At 42.6% G+C, this 16,437-nt stretch carries 12 protein-coding genes; 7 read left to right on the forward strand and 5 right to left on the reverse strand.

The window, feature by feature from the left end:
* Positions 1-9: 9 nt before the first annotated feature.
* From flgJ to CW749_RS17040, 4 genes are all read left to right on the forward strand, one after another.
* Entirely contained in the window at positions 10-921 is a 912-nt protein-coding gene (gene flgJ, locus CW749_RS17025; protein WP_101113473.1) for a flagellar assembly peptidoglycan hydrolase FlgJ, read from the forward strand.
* A gap of 201 nt (positions 922-1,122) precedes the next feature.
* Complete coding sequence (gene flgK, locus CW749_RS17030) at positions 1,123-3,003, forward strand: flagellar hook-associated protein FlgK (protein WP_101113474.1); 1,881 nt, start codon at positions 1,123-1,125, stop codon at positions 3,001-3,003.
* A gap of 11 nt (positions 3,004-3,014) precedes the next feature.
* Positions 3,015-4,208 (forward strand): flagellar hook-associated protein FlgL, encoded by a 1,194-nt coding sequence (flgL, locus tag CW749_RS17035; protein ID WP_101113475.1) that lies wholly within the window; start codon positions 3,015-3,017, stop codon positions 4,206-4,208.
* A gap of 416 nt (positions 4,209-4,624) precedes the next feature.
* Positions 4,625-5,770, forward strand: coding sequence for a flagellin (locus CW749_RS17040; protein ID WP_101113476.1), 1,146 nt, complete (start codon positions 4,625-4,627; stop codon positions 5,768-5,770).
* Between the two features lie 538 nt (positions 5,771-6,308).
* On the opposite strand, the gene crr is transcribed toward CW749_RS17040, so the two are convergent.
* The 5 genes from crr to cysZ form a co-directional block, all read right to left on the reverse strand.
* Positions 6,309-6,818, reverse strand: a complete 510-nt coding sequence (crr, locus tag CW749_RS17045; RefSeq protein WP_101113477.1) for a PTS glucose transporter subunit IIA — start codon at positions 6,816-6,818, stop codon at positions 6,309-6,311.
* A 40-nt stretch (positions 6,819-6,858) separates the two neighbouring features.
* On the reverse strand, positions 6,859-8,586 hold the full coding sequence (gene ptsI / locus CW749_RS17050) for a phosphoenolpyruvate-protein phosphotransferase PtsI (protein WP_101113478.1): 1,728 nt from the start codon (positions 8,584-8,586) through the stop codon (positions 6,859-6,861).
* 139 nt (positions 8,587-8,725) lie between these two features.
* Positions 8,726-8,983, reverse strand: a complete 258-nt coding sequence (locus CW749_RS17055; protein WP_101113636.1) for an HPr family phosphocarrier protein — start codon at positions 8,981-8,983, stop codon at positions 8,726-8,728.
* 303 nt (positions 8,984-9,286) lie between these two features.
* On the reverse strand, positions 9,287-10,255 hold the full coding sequence (cysK, locus tag CW749_RS17060; protein ID WP_101113479.1) for a cysteine synthase A: 969 nt from the start codon (positions 10,253-10,255) through the stop codon (positions 9,287-9,289).
* A 216-nt stretch (positions 10,256-10,471) separates the two neighbouring features.
* Positions 10,472-11,215 carry a sulfate transporter CysZ gene (gene cysZ / locus CW749_RS17065; RefSeq protein ID WP_101113480.1) on the reverse strand — a complete coding sequence of 248 codons (744 nt, stop codon included), beginning with the start codon at positions 11,213-11,215 and terminating at the stop codon, positions 10,472-10,474.
* Positions 11,216-11,562: 347 nt separating this feature from the next.
* Between cysZ and zipA the strand changes: the two genes are divergently transcribed.
* From zipA to CW749_RS17080, 3 genes are all read left to right on the forward strand, one after another.
* Positions 11,563-12,474 carry a cell division protein ZipA gene (gene zipA, locus CW749_RS17070; RefSeq protein WP_101113481.1) on the forward strand — a complete coding sequence of 304 codons (912 nt, stop codon included), beginning with the start codon at positions 11,563-11,565 and terminating at the stop codon, positions 12,472-12,474.
* 83 nt (positions 12,475-12,557) lie between these two features.
* Entirely contained in the window at positions 12,558-14,573 is a 2,016-nt protein-coding gene (ligA, locus tag CW749_RS17075; RefSeq protein WP_101113482.1) for an NAD-dependent DNA ligase LigA, read from the forward strand.
* Positions 14,574-15,372: 799 nt separating this feature from the next.
* Positions 15,373-16,410, forward strand: a complete 1,038-nt coding sequence (locus tag CW749_RS17080; RefSeq protein WP_101113483.1) for a porin — start codon at positions 15,373-15,375, stop codon at positions 16,408-16,410.
* Positions 16,411-16,437: the final 27 nt, after the last annotated feature.

Consider the following 16,437-nt stretch of genomic DNA (forward strand, 5'->3'; position numbering starts at 1 on the left):
GAGAGCACGATGGTTAAGAATCCTAACGATATAGGCTTTATTCACGATATTGCATCCTTAGATAAACTTCGTCAGGGAGCGGTGGGTGCAGGAACGGATGAAGAAAAGCAGGCTGCACTGAAAACAGCGGCAAAGCAGTTTGAATCCATCTTCACATCCATGCTTTTTAAATCAATGCGTGATGCGAATACGACTTTTGAATCTGATTTGATGAAAAGCCAAAATCAAGATTTTTATCGTCAGATGCTTGATGAACAAATGGCAAGTGAAATGAGCGACTCAGGTTCGCTTGGTCTTGCCGATATGATTGTGGCTCAACTGAGTGCTGGGGCTGGTGAAAATCATTCTGAAATTGCTATGAGAAATGCAGCAATGGATACTTCACTTCGCCTGCCTGTGGATTCGGATAAGGTGCGTGAAGCAACGGCAACACGAGCTGTGAGTGAATCGGCATTTGATAGCCCGCAGCAGTTTGTTGATAAATTGAAACCTTATGCCGATAGAGCGGCAAGAGCTCTCGGCGTTGACGCTTCAGTCATTATTGCGCAAGCTGCGCTAGAAACGGGCTGGGGACAGAAAGTCGTGAAGAACTCTCTAGGATCCAGTAACAACTTATTCAATATCAAAGCAGATAAGCGTTGGGATGGCGGCAAAGTCGCGACTCAAACTCTAGAAGTTTATGATGGTGTACCCGTGAAAGAGAAAGCGGATTTCCGTTCTTACTCTTCTTATCAAGACAGCTTTAATGACTACGTACGTTTCTTGAATGATAACCCTCGCTACCAAACAGCACTTCAACATGAAGGGGATAATAAAGCGTTCATTCATGGTATTCATAAAGCGGGTTACGCTACCGACCCGAACTACGCTGATAAAGTTCTAAGAGTTAAAGCTCAAGTCGATGATATTCTGAGCAATTGATCTGTTTTAAGCTGCACTACTTGTGCAGCTTTTTACTTTGACCCAGTAATAATTCCCCCTTTGAACGCCCCTCTCTTAATACATCTAATGTTCCAAGTAATATTTAATAAGTATATGTGGCATACATATTGCAATCACATAATTACATGGTTATGCAGTAGCGATTTTACTGATTCTAAGTAATTCTTTTTTGGGGGCATTATGTCATCGGATCTACTTAATGTAGGTACACAAAGCGTCTTGACAGCTCAGCGGCAACTAAACACCACCGGTCATAACATTTCTAATGCGAATACCGAAGGTTACAACCGCCAGTCTGTGATGCAAGCTGTTAATGCCCCTAAGCAATACGGGGGGCAAACCTATGGCATGGGTGTTCATGTGGAAAATGTTCGCCGCTCTTGGGATCAATTTGCCGTCAATGAGCTCAATCTCACCACGACAGAATTTGCAAACAAACTGGATACCGAAGAAAGCCTGGATAACATTACCAACATGCTGTCTTCAGTGGCTTCGAAGAAAATCCCAGAAAACATCAATGAATGGTTTGATGCATTAAAAACGCTGGCGGATTCACCCAACGACATGGGTGCAAGAAAAGTATTGTTAGAAAAGTCGCAACTGATCACGCAAAACTTAAATCACTTCCATTCTGTCGTGCGCACAGAAAAAGAAAACATCAATAAGAAGATGCAGAATGCCGTTGAGCATATGAACTCATTGGCCACTGAAATACGTGATGTACACCGTTTGATGATGCGTACACCAGGGCCGCATAACGATTTCCGAGATGAACATGAGCGCCTGATTAATGAGTTGGCTCAATACACCAAGGTTACGGTAACTCCTCGTAAAAATAATGAAGGTTTTAACGTGCATATTGGTAATGGACACACTTTAGTCTCTGGAACCGAAGCCAGCCAATTAACCCTGCTACCGGGTAAGCCCGATCCACAACAGCTTCGTATTGGTATGGTTGAAGGGAAAGGCGTAAAAGCCATTAAACATGATGGCTTGAACGGCAAGTTATCGGCATTCTTAAAAGCTCGCGATGAATCTATTCCTAATGTTATGAGCGAACTTGGGCGTATTGCGACTGCGATGTCTTTCGGCGTCAATAAACTTCAATCACAAGGTTTAGATTTACGTGGAGACATAGGTAAAAACGTTTTCACAGATGTTAACTCTGCTGAAATGTTGAAATCACGTGTGATTACATCGACAGATTCAAAAGCGGATATCGGTGTGTATATCGAAGATATCTCTCAGCTTAGTAGCGGCGAATATTCGGTTAAATACGATGGGTCGAGCTACCGTGTAACTAAACCAAGCGGTGAGAGTATTACCGTATCCAGTAGTGTTTTTGCCAATGGTTTCATTTTGGATGGCATGAGAATCAATGTAAATAATGCGCCAGAAGATGGAGAGCGTTTTCTCATTCGTCCAACTGAAAGTTCTGCTTCTTTAATCAGAGTTGAAATGAACGACCCTGCAAAAATTGCTGCTCAAAGTTACGAAAGTTCCTACACTGATGCCCTGGGTACTGCCCAATTCAATATTCTTCAAGCAGGTAACCTAAGAGAGTTTCAGATTGTTGTTTCTCCTACTGGAGACCAATTTGCCGTATTGGATATGCAGGGGCAGGTGGTAATGCAGCCTCAAGCTTATCCCCCTTCGGGGCCTGTTACCGTTGATGGAACTGTATTCGAATTGACGGGCGGGGCAAATGCAAACGACAAATTTGCGGCAAATCTTGTCCCTTCTGAGGGGGATAACGGCAACTTGCTTAAAATGCAGAATATCCAAACGGATAAGGTGATGAATGATGGCAACACAACAGTATTGGGTATTTATAAGGACCTAAATACTGATGTCGGTTTGAAAACATCCACCGCCACACGACTTGCTGATATTGCCAAACTAGAAAATGAAGCGGCAAAAGAACGTATTGCTTCCATCTCAGGGGTTAACTTAGATGAAGAAGCAGCAAACATGATGAAGTTTCAACAAGCTTACATGGCATCTTCGCGAATCATGCAAACAGCGAATGATACGTTTAACACTATTTTGGCACTGAGATAGGAGGAAGCTAGATGATTAATAGAATAGCCAGTTTCCACAACTATCAAACAGTGCAGAATGACCTTCAGCGTCAAGAGCTGAAAGTTCACAACAACCACGCCCAATTGGCGTCGGGTAAAAAATTGCTGAATGCTGCAGATAATCCATTAGCTGCGCACTATGTACAAGGTATAACCCAGCAGACAGAAGAATTGCGTCAGTACATGGATTCTATTGTGCTGATTCGTAACCGTCTTGAACACCAAGAGGTGATCATTGCCAATGCCGAGCAACATGCTGATGATGCTAAACGTTCGGTGATGGAAATGATTAATGGTGCTCTTTCTCCTGAAGATCGCGCAGCGAAAGCACGAGAACTGGAAGAAATGGCGCTAAATATGCTCAATCTTGTTAATACTCAAGACGAGTCTGGTAACTACATATTTGCTGGGACCAAACCGAAAAACCAACCGTTTTTTAAAGATCACAGTGGGGATGTCTCTTATGTTGGGGATACCTATCACCGCAATATGAAAATTGCGAATGGTCTTGAAATTTCGGTTAGCGATCCGGGCAACAAAGTCTTCATGGAAATTGATAACCCTATAGGCGACTACGATCCAGAGTATAACCTTCAGGTCGCGTCTGAATTGCTTGTCGAAAGTGCAACGAATTATGACGCCTCTGACACTTCCAATTACAACATTACGTTTGTTGATATGGGAGATGGGAGTTTTGGTTATCAACTAGAAAAAGACGGTTCTGTTGTTAAGTCGGATACCTACGATCATAAAGTGGGTATCCAGCATGAAGATTTGCAAATTCGATTCAAAGGTCGGATTACCCCTGGAGACAGTATTGCTTTCGAGCCTAAGAAAACGTTCAGTATCTTTGAAACTTTTCAAAAAGCACAAGAATATTCTCAACGTTCGGTTGCAGATTCAAACGGTACGGCAGAACTTCACCAAGTAACGGAAGAGTTCCATAAGGCCTTTGTTCACATCAATACGGTTCGTACAGATTTGGGCTCGCGCTTAAATACACTGGACATTCAGGAACAACAGCATGATGACTTCAAGCTTTCTATGGCGAAGTCTAAAAGCAATTTTGAAGATCTTGATTATGCTCAGGCGGTGATCGAGTTCAACGAAAATTCATTAGCATTAAAAGCATCCCAACAAGCTTTCGGTAAAGTGAAAGACTTGACCCTGTTTAATTACATTTAAACTCTGTTCGCAAACTTATGCCTTATGCGCTCTGCCTTAAGTGCCCAGTTTGCCCCTTAGAGGAAAAGGTAAAAGATTGCCGCTAAAGCCATTTGGTGCGGTAAACAGTCGTAAAGGGATTCGATACTTCAGTGTTGATCGAATGATTTTTAAGATGAAAAGAAAGAGAGTGAATTTAATTTTAACCTAACACATTAAAAAATAGGGAAAATAAAATTTAATTCACATTAATGGTAAGGTTGTTGAAAAGTTGGCACACAAGTTGAATGTATTATTGTAACGAAACAACTTAGGTGCAGTTAGAAGTTCACCGTTAATAAGTTGGACTTCTAAAAGTAACTTTCGGTCAGTGCTTATCCAAAAAAGTATTAACTGACCGGTTCGCAGAGAAAGCGAACTCAACAGGAGAGCAAACTATGGCTGTAACAGTGAGCACTAACGTTTCCGCAATGACGGCACAACGTTACCTAAATAAGTCGACCAACGACCTTAACACATCGATGGAGCGTCTATCGTCAGGGCACAAAATCAATAGTGCAAAAGATGATGCAGCTGGCTTGCAAATCTCCAACCGATTGACAGCACAGTCTCGTGGTCTAGATGTAGCAATGAGAAACGCCAACGATGGTATCTCAATTGCCCAAACCGCAGAAGGTGCGATGAACGAATCAACCAATGTTCTGCAACGTATGCGAGACCTAGCAATTCAGTCTGCCAATGGTTCGAACTCCGATGCAGACCGTAGAGCTATCAACGAAGAGGCGGTTGCGCTGCAAGACGAACTCAACCGTATTGCTGAAACCACATCATTTGGTGGACGTCGACTACTTAATGGCTCATTTGGTGATGCTGCATTCCAGATTGGTGCTAACTCCGGTGAAGCGATGATCATGGCACTGACCAGTATTCGAGCCGATGATACACGAATGGGCGGAAACACCTTTGTTGCACCACCAGAAAGTGCCAAAGGCACAGATTGGGGTGTTCCAGCGGACAAACTAGATATCAAGTTTGAGTTCACAACAAAGGCGGGTGAACCACAAGTAATCGAGATATCAGCGAATGCTGGTGATGATATCGAAGAACTGGCGACATACATTAACGGTCAGTCGGACATGATTAATGCCTCGGTCAGTGAAAACGGTCAAATGCAGGTATTTGTCGCTGAACCACACTTAGAAGGTGACTTGACCATCTCCGGTGCGTTAGCTGGCGAAGTTGGACTGACAGGTGGACCTGGCTTACAAACTACGGTTCAAGATTTAGATCTTAGAACAGTGGCGGGCTCCCAAAACGCAATCAGCGTAGTGGATGCCGCACTCAAATATATTGATAGCCAACGTGCTGATTTAGGTGCGAAACAAAACCGACTCAGCCACAGTATCAATAACTTAGCGAACGTACGTGAGAATGTGGATGCTTCCAACAGCCGTATCAAAGATACAGACTGGGCGAAAGAAACCACAGAACTTACGAAATCACAGATTTTGCAACAGGCAGGTACTTCCATTCTTGCTCAAGCAAAACAGTTGCCAAACTCAGCAATGCAATTACTTCAATAGTAATGCACGTCATCGCCTGGACAGACGTGGACTGGCGAATGGCGAAGCTAAGTTAGCAAGCGCGGAAGGTACAAAAAACAGGACGCTCTCTCATCTCTCACCTGCGGAATGTTTATTAATTTGTATTGGATGCACCTGGCTAGTTAGGGATATGTTTCATTTCTCTGATCTCCGCATGACTCTGACTAGTAACAGCCCCGGTTCTCTCAAAGGAAAAGGGGCTTTTTTCTTGCCTAAAGAAAACTATCCCTTCAGTTTTTAGCCTTATACAACCATATGATTCTCTCAAACAAAGCCCCTAGTTTGAGCATAGATTAAATGATCCTATAGCATTACTAACCTATTGATTCCTCAATCGAGACTAATTTGAGAGGGTTAATGATTTGATATGGATAGCCATTAGGATTGATGATGACCAAGCCGAATTCAGACGAATGTAATGTTAGAAGTACGCAACAGTAAAACTATTTTATTAACGTGAAAACAAAAAACGCTGCCCGAAGGCAGCGTTTTTAAAGCGATGGTACAACTAAGAAGATTACTTAGTTACACGAAGTACTGTGGTTTCGCCTACAGATACCGCGCCAGAAAGTTTGTTCAACTCTTTGATTTCGTCCATGTTAGAAATAACAACAGGCGTTAGAGTTGATTTAGCTTTCTCTTCTAGAAGTGCTAGATCGAATTCGATGACAGTATCACCAGCTTTCACTGTTTGACCTTCTTCAGCGATGCGAGTGAAGCCTTCACCTTTCAGTTCAACAGTATCAATACCGAAGTGTACAAACAGCTCAACGCCGTCGTCAGACTCGATAGAGAAAGCGTGGTTAGTTTCAAAGATTTTACCGATAGTACCGTTTACTGGAGCAACCATCTTGTCGCCAGATGGTTTGATCGCGATACCGTCACCAACGATTTTTTCAGCGAATACTACATCTGGCACGTCTTCGATGTTTACGATTTCGCCAGATAGAGGTGCGATGATTTCAATTGCACCAGCGTCAGCACTGTCGTCAGAAACCAGCTTCTTCAGTTTGTCAAACAGACCCATGTCATGCTCCTAAACGTTAATTTTATTCTGTTGAATTATATTAGCAGTTTGTTTTTTCTGCGATAAATTTTTCTACGTGTGCTTCAATCTCTGCAGCTGTTGGCATTTGAAGAGCTTCTTCTGCCATAGCTTTAACCTCTTCGAAGTTAGCGTTACGAATTACTTTCTTCACTTTTGGAATAGAGATACCGCTCATGCTGAATTCATCTAGGCCCATGCCCAGAAGAAGAAGCGTTGCGCGCTCGTCACCAGCAAGCTCACCACACATACCTGTCCACTTACCTTCTGCATGAGAAGCGTCAATCACTTGCTTGATTACTGTTAGTACAGCAGGTGATAGCGGGTTGTATAGGTGAGAGATTAACTCATTACCACGGTCTACTGCTAGAGTATACTGAGTTAAGTCGTTAGTACCAATACTAAAGAATGATACTTCTTTCGCTAAGTGGTGAGCAATTGCCGCTGCTGCTGGTGTTTCAACCATAACACCGATTTCGATGTTTTCGTCGAACGCTAGACCTTCAGAGCGCAGTTCCACTTTGTATTCTTCGATTGCCGCTTTAAGCTCGCGAATTTCTTCAACAGAAATGATCATTGGGAACATGATGCGCAGCTTACCGTGAGCAGAAGCACGTAGAATACCACGTAGTTGGTCACGTAGGATTTCACGGCGGTCCAAGCTGATACGAACCGCACGCCAACCTAGGAATGGGTTCATTTCTTTTGGTAGATCCATGTATGGCAGATCTTTATCGCCACCGATATCCATTGTACGGATGATTACGGATTCACTATGCATCGCTTCCGCGACGTCTTTGTATGCTTGGTACTGCTCTTCTTCTGTTGGAAGTGCATCACGATCCATAAATAGGAATTCTGTGCGGTACAGGCCAACACCTTCACCGCCGTTGCGGTTGATGCCGTCACAGTCTTTTACTGTACCGATGTTGCCGCAAACTTCGACGTTGTGTCCGTCTAAAGTTGTTGCTGGCAGGTCTTTCAGTTTTGCAAGCTCTTCTTTTTCCGCAAAGAATGCATCACGGATTGATTGTGCTTCAGACATTTCAGCGTCTGTAGGATTTACGATAACTTTGTTGTTCATCGCATCCAGAATCAGCATATCGCCGTTTTTAACTTGCTTAGTGATGTCGTTCGTACCAACAATCGCGGGTAGCTCAAGAGAGCGAGCCATAATAGATGTGTGTGATGTACGACCACCAATGTCACAAGCGAAGCCAAGAACGTAATCTAGGTTGATTTGCGCTGTCTCAGATGGTGTTAGGTCGTATGCGACAAGAATGACTTCTTCATCAATATCACTTAGAGAAACGATGTTAATACCAAGTGCATTTTTAACAAAACGCGAACCAATATCACGGATGTCTGTCGCACGTTCTTTTAGGTATTCATCATCCAGTGATTCAAGGGCAGTGGCTTGCTCTTCGATCACAGAGTAGATAGCGTTGTCTGCTGAAAGCTTATCGTTTTTGATCAGTGCTAAAATTTCTTCTTCTAGCTCTTCATCTTCAAGAAGCATGATGTGACCTTCGAAGATCGCTTCTTTCTCTTCACCGAATGTTTCAAGTGCTTTCTGCTTGATAATTTCAAGTTGGTGGGAAGATTTGTTACGAGCGTCGTAAAAGCATTGTACTTCTGCTTCTACTTGATCGTCGGTGATGGTGTTTGTGTTTAGGACAATTTCATCTTCTTGAAGAAGCAGTGCTTTGCCAAAAGCAATACCAGGAGATGCCAGGATGCCTGAAATCATAGCCTTACCTTAAGTTGGTCAACAATAAACGGGAAAATGTTTGACTAAAATGCTAACGAGTAGTTGTAGCGTAAAAAGACTTCATATTCAAATAAAGCCATTTTGTGTTAACAAAATGGCTTTAATAAGATCTTTCTAATTAGTGAAGTTGGTCCATAAGAGCAACTAGGTGGTCTACTGCGTTTTGAGCTTGTGGGCCTTCAGCAGAGATAGTAACAACAGTACCTTTCACCAAACCTAGAGTTTGCAATTTGAACAAGCTCTTCGCACTTGCACTTTTACCGTTAGAAGTAACAGTGATGTCAGCATCAAAGCCTTTCGCTTCTTTAACGAACTGAGCCGCTGGACGAGTGTGAAGACCGTTTTCTGCAGTGATTTCTACTTGCTTCTGATACATGTGATATACCCCAATTGATTTATTTTTGTGTCTGTGTCGGCAGCGTGTTGAGTTTTCATAACCAGTGCTAGTCCAGAGGATATGAAACCGCAAAACCGATATCAGTGTTTTCAACTCGCTTTGCTTGTATTCATATGATACAGCAAAGTTGAGTGATTCTTTAGTTAGTGCGCTTCTTTTATTTTGAAGCGAAAAATAAAACTGAGGTGATATTACCAAAGGTGAGGCAGGGATCAACAAAAAAGCCCCTTAACGGGGCTTTTTTAGACTAAAAATTGATTTCAACACAGTTTTATTACGTGTTTATTGCTGGTTTTCTTTCTCTGTGAATAGACCTGCAAATAGTGCTGTGCTGAGGTAACGCTCACCAGAACTTGGAAGAACAGTTACGATAGTTTTTCCTGCAAATTCAGGAAGTTCCGCAACACGGTTTGCAGCAACAACAGCCGCACCAGAAGAAATACCAGCTAGGATACCTTCCTCTTCCATTAGACGACGAGCCATCTGAATCGCTTCTTCTGAAGTAACAGACTCTACACGGTCAATTAATTCTAGATCTAAGTTACCAGGGATGAATCCAGCACCGATACCTTGGATTTTGTGAGGAGCAGGTTGAATCTCTTCACCTGCAAGTGCCTGTGCGATAACTGGAGATTCTGCAGGCTCAACTGCAACCGTAGTAATAGCTTTGCCTTTTTCACCTTTAATGAAACGGCTAGTACCTGTTAGTGTACCACCTGTACCTACACCAGATACAAATACATCAATCTCACCGTCAGTCGCTTCCCAGATCTCTGGACCCGTTGTTTTTTCGTGGATTGCTGGGTTAGCAGGGTTGTTAAATTGCTGAAGAAGCAAGTATTTGTCAGGGTTGCTAGCAACAATTTCTTCAGCTTTAGCAATCGCACCTTTCATACCTTTAGCTGCTTCAGTTAGCTCAAGATTTGCACCCAATGCTTTAAGCAGTTTACGACGCTCAAGGCTCATTGACTCAGGCATAGTAAGGGTCAGTTTGTAACCACGAGCTGCCGCTACGAATGCAAGAGCAACACCTGTGTTACCACTAGTAGGCTCTACAAGCTCAACACCAGCTTTTAAAGTACCTGCTTTTTCAGCTTCCCAGATCATGTTTGCGCCAATACGACATTTAACACTAAAGCTTGGGTTGCGTGCTTCAATTTTTGCTAGAACGTTACCTTTACTTACGCGGTTAAGGCGAACAAGTGGAGTGTTACCAATAGCTTGTGAATTGTCTTCGTAGATTTTACTCATGTTGATGTTCCTTCATTACACGGGGTAGGGTGCACGATGCACTCTGTGTTTATAGTGATTAAGCATAAAGTGCTAATAATCAACCGAAAAAGAATAAATGGTTATAACTTATAGGGTGTACACGATATGCAATGGTCCATTTCTTTGACTGTGGAAATGGTCAAGTCAAGTAACAAAAAGGCTGACGAGTGTCAGCCTTAATATTCGCAGAAATCATTATCTCACATACTGTAGACGGTATTTATCCACCCACATTGCGGTAGCACCACAAACTGCTACTGGCATCACAAACAGATTGAGAATGGGAACCATAGTAAACAGCGTTACCATAAACCCGAAGCCATAGGATGCGGATTGATTTTGTTTCAAATCGTTTCTCATGTCCTGAAACGAGACTTTGTGGTTATCGAAAGGGTAATCACAATATTGTATTGCCATCATCCAAGCAGAAAATAGGAACCAAAGTATTGGTCCTATGGTCTGACCTAACGCTGGGATAAGCAGTAAAATGAAAAGCCCTAGCGCTTTCGGCAGGTAGTACATCAGCTTTCGCCATTCACGACCCAGAATACGCGGAACGTCTTTGAGTAGAGAAAGTATCGATTGGTCGCTAAGTTTCTTTCCCGTTAGCTTTGCTTCAAGCTGCTCTGCGAGTAGCCCGTTAAACGGGGCAGCAACAAAATTTGCAATGGTGCTAAACAAATAGGTAAATGTGGCCAATATTGTGAGTGCTAACAAAGGCCACAGTAGATAAGAAAGCCACGAAAGCATATCTGGCAGATACCCAAGCCAAGCATCAATCCATTGATTTAGATTTGAAAACAATAAATAGATGGCTCCACCAATTAATAAAATATTTACGAGAAGGGGCAAAATCACAAAACGTCTGATACCTGGTTGGAATGCGAGTTCAAACCCATGAAAAAAGTATCCGATGCCACTTCGATTGTTTGTTGTCATAAATTTAATCTTCCTAGATTGCTCTATCAGCGATTCTAACGTATACCCAAGTAACCTCAAGGAGTTAGCTTGAAAGATTTTGTACAAGGATAGATTGTAAGTCTGACTCGAACGTTTGATGTAACTTGGTATAAAATACGTTATATGAATAGAAGCTGAATTTTATTCATGTCTTAGATTTACAGCAAAATAGAATAAAAGCGTGCAGAAGGTCACGCGATGCTCATTCGCGTCTAAACATATTTATTCAAATTTCTCAGAGACTTTTGGTAAAGTAACACACATAAATGATAAATAAGCTTCAGCTTGAACACTTATTCAGCGATGCAGAGAACAGAGAGTGAAAAATGCAGGAATTGCGACTAGTACTTATCATCGTAGGCTTACTTGCCATTGCCGCTTTGCTATTCCACGGTTTATGGACAAGTAAAAAAGAAGGTAAAGCCAAGTTTGGTAATAAGCCTCATCGTAAGCTCGGAAATACAGAGCAAGAAGAAGAGCCTGATTATGCCGCGACTCGCGCGTTTGCTCCAGAAGATGATTTTGAGATTATTCGCAAACCACGTAAAGAGCCTGAATTTAATAGTGACGATACCGAAAAAGACACGCCATCTTTTGATCCACTTGTCGACAGCGATGAGCCCTTACCGTCTTTTTCATCCATCGATGACAACGAAACTGCAGCAAAAACTGACGTGGAAGAACCGTTAGAACCTTCTGAAATAACGGCTTCAGAAACCAGAGAAAACGTTGAGCCTAATGCTCAGAAAGAAGAAGTTATCCAAGTTGCGGAATCCGAAGTTAAAGCCCAAGAGCAAGTCAACGAAGAACTAGAGCCAGAGAAAGAAATGGAAGTGCTGGTTTTGAACGTTCACTGCGCTGGCGATACGCCATTTGTTGGGACCAGTCTGTTTGAAAGTATGAAGCAAAACGGTTTGCTGTATGGAGAAATGGATATCTTCCATCGTCATGCGGATATGTCTGGAACGGGTAAGGTTTTGTTTAGTGTCGCGAATATGATGCAACCTGGTACTCTGGCGCATGACGATCCAGAAACGTTTGAGACAAAAGGTATCTCTTTCTTTATGACCCTGCCATGTTTTGGTGAAGCAGATCAAAATTTTAAACTGATGTTGAAAACGGCTCAGCAAATTGCGGATGACTTGGGTGGGAATGTTCTAGATGATCAGCGCAATTTAATGACACCTGATAGGTTGGATGCTTATCGCAAACAGGTCCGTGATTTTTACGACAGTTAGTATTGTAATTCACGAATACAAGATAGAATAAAACAATCAGGGCTCATATAGAGCCCTTTTTACTGAGCAAGACAGAGCAAGTTATGACTAAGAAGACTGAGCAGCTTTACTCCGAATTGAAGCAAACCCTTCACCACTATGCAGTAAAATATTATGTGGAAGACAACCCAGAAGTGCCTGACGCTGAATATGATCGGTTGATGCGACAACTGCAGGAGATTGAGGGTGAGCACCCTGAGTGGGTGACGGTTGATTCACCAAGTCAGCGAGTGGGTGGAGCCGCATTGGATAGCTTTACCTCTGTTGCTCATGAAATCCCAATGCTTTCTCTTGATAATGCGTTTGACGATGCTGAATTACAAGGGTTTTACCGCCGAGCGAAAGAGAGAGCGGTTGGTTCTGATTTTTCAACATTCAGTTGTGAGCCCAAGCTAGACGGTTTAGCCGTTAGTTTATTGTATGAAAATGGTTTGCTTGTTCAGGCCGCTACTCGTGGGGATGGTGCGACTGGCGAAAACATCACAGAGAATGTCCGTACTATTAATTCAATCCCCCTTGTGCTTCAAGGAGATGATTGGCCAACACGCATTGAAGTTCGCGGTGAGGTATTTATGCCTAAAGCGGGCTTCGATAAAATGAACGAGCAGGCAATCAAAAAAGGTCAGAAACCCTTTGTAAACCCGCGCAATGCAGCCGCAGGCAGTCTGCGTCAACTTGACTCCAAAATTACGGCTACTCGTCCACTTAGCTTTTACGCATACAGTGTGGGCGTTGTTGAAGGAGGTACTCTTTCTGAAAGTCACTACGAGCGCTTTCTACAATTAAAAACTTGGGGCTTACCCATGTGCCCTGAAACCCAAAAAGTTGAAGGTTTGGAGAATGTTTTCGATTTCTACCGAAATATCCAAACGATACGTGACGATCTCCCTTATGAGATAGACGGTGTTGTTATCAAAATCGATGATATTGCCATTCAAGAGGAATTGGGTTTTGTTGCCAGAGCACCGAGATGGGCGATTGCCTACAAGTTTCCAGCGCAGGAAGAAATCACGGTATTGAATGATGTCGAATTTCAGGTTGGGCGAACTGGGGCTATTACCCCTGTTGCTAAGCTAGAACCTGTGTTTGTGGGTGGTGTGACGGTCAGTAATGCGACATTACATAACGCAGATGAAATTGCGCGTTTAGGCGTTAAAGTTGGAGATAGTGTCATTATTCGACGTGCTGGGGATGTGATCCCTCAAGTCACAGGTGTTGTGATGGATCGCCGCCCAGATGATGCTTCTGAAATTATTTATCCAACAGCGTGTCCTGTGTGTTCTTCTGAAGTTGAGCGTCTTGAAGGAGAAGCCGTTACTCGTTGTACGGGCGGATTGATTTGTCAGGCGCAAAGGAAAGAGGCGTTAAAGCATTTTGTTTCGCGTAAAGCACTGGATGTCGACGGCTTAGGCGTGAAAGTTATCGAGCAGCTCGTTGATCGAGAAATGGTCGAAACACCCGCGGACCTTTTTAAACTGACTGCAGGTGTTATTACTGTTCTAGACAGAATGGGACCTAAATCAGCGCAAAACGTAATTGATGCTTTGAATAAATCGAAAGAAACGACACTTCCTAGGTTTTTATATTCGCTAGGAATTCGTGAAGTTGGCGAGGCGACAGCATCCAACCTAGCGAGTCACTTCAAATCTCTAGAAGCCATTCAAGCAGCATCAAAAGAACAGCTCATCGAAGTCAATGATGTAGGTGAAATCGTTGCTACTCACCTAAAACATTTCTTTGAGTCGGCAACGAACTTAGATGTCATTGCGAAATTGCGGGAACACGGTGTTCATTGGAACGATGTGACCGACCAATCGAGTAACCAACCTCAGGTGCTTGAAGGGAAAACAGTGGTTATTACTGGTAGTTTCTCTAGATTGAATCGTAATGACGCAAAAGCGGCACTTCAAGCGTTAGGGGCAAAGGTGACTGGGAGTGTTTCTAAAAAGACAGATATCCTATTTGCGGGTGAGGCTGCGGGCTCTAAACTGGCCAAAGCGCAAGAGCTGAACATTGAAATCCAAGATGAGGAAAGCCTAGCAGAGTTACTTGGTTTGTAGCCTAAAAAGGGTTCAATCTTAGAACAAGGCGAGCTAACGGGCTCGCCTTTATTTTTCTTCAAAAATTTCACGCAGCGATAACGTTACTGTATTTAGATTAGCGTGAAAAGGTCTGTAAGGCTTTGGCATTTGAGCTCATTTCCCTGTTTGCTTTATTTTGCAGTTTATCCATTAAAATCAAATTTTTAATGTTGTTCTAGGCATTTTTGTAAAAATTAGTTTTTTTGAGATTTTTAAAGAGCAGTAAAAATAACTCAAAAAATTACGCAACTAATTCTAAAAACATTTGTCTATCAAAATAAGCGTAAGAAATAAGGTAACTATCAGAGAAATATTTAGTGAGCCTTTTATATACATCACTTTACTATTAATTCTCATTGTGAATAAAGATATCAATTGTCTGTGATCATTCTCTGATTTTAATCTCTAATAGCTATTGATATTTCTCATTTTCGAGTCACTTCAACTTTATTGAAATTCATTTCACCCTAACCTATTGAAATATAACAACCATCTCTTTAATTCTAAGCTCAAAATTAATAACTGTGATTCATATCATTAAGTTGATAAAAGTTTGCTCTCCTTCATATTTTTTTAGATAAAAAATAAGTTCTCGTTGATGTTTTCCTCCACGAAGTTAGTCTTGCTTCCTATGGATACACACTGTGTATGCAGGAAAAGAAAGTGTGAATTCAATAGATTTTGATTATCACGCAAATAGGAAAGATGCTTTCACCTTAGCGGCCAAATTGAGGTGTTAAGCGGACAAAAACAGCTATATCCATTTTAGGAGTTTTCCATGGAAAAGATCTTCAAACGCACTCTTCTAGGTGCAGCAGTAGCTACTATCGCGGTTTCAGGCTCTGCATTTGCTAAACCAGCAACAGAAACAGTTGACCTATACGGTCAAATCGCTATCTCTGTAGCTCAAAATGCTGAAACTACAGAAGGTAAAGACAAGCCAATCGTTATGGACAACGAATCACGTATCGGTGTTCGTGGTTCTGCAGATTGGGAACGTGGTCCAACTATCATCTGGCAACTTGAAGGTGGTAACGTAGGTGATGACGGTTCTGACAGCGGTCTAGGTGTGCGTGATACGTTCGGCGGCTTTGATTTCGGCGATTCTGGTAAAGTTCGTTTCGGTCGTGTACTAACGCCACTATTTGAAGTAGTTGATGGCTACACAGGTCAAAGTTCTGGTGGCGGTTTCAACGTAGGTAACACTGGTAACACTAACTACGATCGTCAATCAAACATGGTTCGTTACGATTCAGCAAACCTAGGCGGCTTCAGCTTCGCTATTGGTGCTGGTCGTGGTGACGAAGATGTTGCTGGTTCAAACGTATATTCTGCAAGCGGTCAGTTCAAAACTGGCGTATTCACAGCGAAGCTAGCTTACGAAAACAACACTGATCGTGAGAAAGTTGATAAAGCGGACAACCGTGGTGATGCAAACGCAATGATCGCGGGTGTGAACGTTGACCTAGAAGGTTTCGGTGTACACGCTGCTTACCTAACAGGTGAAGTTAAACCTGAAGGTGGCAAAACTGGCGCGGCTGGTTACGGTAAAGGTACACAAAGTGCATATAAATTTGGCGCTTACTACACTGGCGTAGAGCACTGGACATTTAACCTAAACTTTGCAGCTTCTACAGACGCGAAAGTTGATGGCGACACAATCAAAGACAAAGACCAAACTATTACTGGTCAAGCGATGTACAGCATTGATTCAAATGCAGTTGTTTACGCTCGTCTAGTTCACCACACTGATAAAGTTGGTAGCGATAGCGATAGCGATCTAGGCTGGCGTCTTGGTATGGAATACTACTTCTAAGACCCAGTTACACTGCCTTTTTCAATT

This window comes from Vibrio sp. vnigr-6D03, assembly GCF_002835515.1.
GTDB lineage: Bacteria > Pseudomonadota > Gammaproteobacteria > Enterobacterales > Vibrionaceae > Vibrio > Vibrio penaeicida.

What these genes read in the sequence shown, in the direction of transcription:
- cysK (WP_101113479.1), bottom strand. Translation starts at nt 10,255, where the DNA reads ATGAGTAAAATCTACGAAGACAATTCACAAGCTATTGGTAACACTCCA.
- zipA (WP_101113481.1), top strand. Translation starts at nt 11,563, where the DNA reads ATGCAGGAATTGCGACTAGTACTTATCATCGTAGGCTTACTTGCCATT.
- ptsI (WP_101113478.1), bottom strand. Translation starts at nt 8,586, where the DNA reads ATGATTTCAGGCATCCTGGCATCTCCTGGTATTGCTTTTGGCAAAGCA.
- CW749_RS17040 (WP_101113476.1), top strand. Translation starts at nt 4,625, where the DNA reads ATGGCTGTAACAGTGAGCACTAACGTTTCCGCAATGACGGCACAACGT.
- flgK (WP_101113474.1), top strand. Translation starts at nt 1,123, where the DNA reads ATGTCATCGGATCTACTTAATGTAGGTACACAAAGCGTCTTGACAGCT.
- flgJ (WP_101113473.1), top strand. Translation starts at nt 10, where the DNA reads ATGGTTAAGAATCCTAACGATATAGGCTTTATTCACGATATTGCATCC.
- crr (WP_101113477.1), bottom strand. Translation starts at nt 6,818, where the DNA reads ATGGGTCTGTTTGACAAACTGAAGAAGCTGGTTTCTGACGACAGTGCT.
- flgL (WP_101113475.1), top strand. Translation starts at nt 3,015, where the DNA reads ATGATTAATAGAATAGCCAGTTTCCACAACTATCAAACAGTGCAGAAT.
- CW749_RS17080 (WP_101113483.1), top strand. Translation starts at nt 15,373, where the DNA reads ATGGAAAAGATCTTCAAACGCACTCTTCTAGGTGCAGCAGTAGCTACT.
- cysZ (WP_101113480.1), bottom strand. Translation starts at nt 11,215, where the DNA reads ATGACAACAAACAATCGAAGTGGCATCGGATACTTTTTTCATGGGTTT.
- ligA (WP_101113482.1), top strand. Translation starts at nt 12,558, where the DNA reads ATGACTAAGAAGACTGAGCAGCTTTACTCCGAATTGAAGCAAACCCTT.
- CW749_RS17055 (WP_101113636.1), bottom strand. Translation starts at nt 8,983, where the DNA reads ATGTATCAGAAGCAAGTAGAAATCACTGCAGAAAACGGTCTTCACACT.